The sequence below is a fragment of the Microbispora sp. NBRC 16548 genome (genome assembly GCF_030268985.1).
Taxonomy (GTDB): domain Bacteria; phylum Actinomycetota; class Actinomycetes; order Streptosporangiales; family Streptosporangiaceae; genus Microbispora; species Microbispora catharanthi.
The window spans coordinates 1-329 of sequence record NZ_BSSF01000104.1 but is presented as its reverse complement, the minus strand read 5'-3'; the positions used below and the strand labels follow the sequence as shown (position 1 = coordinate 329).

1 pseudogene is annotated in these 329 nt (G+C 72.3%); it reads right to left on the bottom strand.

Annotated features, from left to right (window positions below):
- Positions 1-52: 52 nt before the first annotated feature.
- Positions 53-329, bottom strand: a pseudogene (locus QSK36_RS43230) (hypothetical protein); the annotation flags it as partial.

Below are 329 nucleotides of genomic sequence, written 5' to 3'. Positions count from 1 at the left end.
GCCCGGGCCCGCCGCCTTCACGCGGGGACCGGCCGGCGCGGCCTGATCGACCTCAGTCATGGAACGCTCCTTCAGAGGGGGGATTAGCTACACCGGACCCGGAATCAGACACGGACCCGGAATCGGACGCGGACCCGGAATCGGATGCGGAAGCGGATGCGGGCGCGGGCCCGGAATCGGATGCGGACGCGGGCGCGGGCGGGGGTGTCTCCTGCGCGGAGACCATCACCAGATCGAGCACCCGGTGCTCGTCCAGGTCCTCGGCCGGCGCCTCGTGGACGATCCGGCCCTCACGCACGACCAGCACCCGGTCGGCCAGACCCAGCACC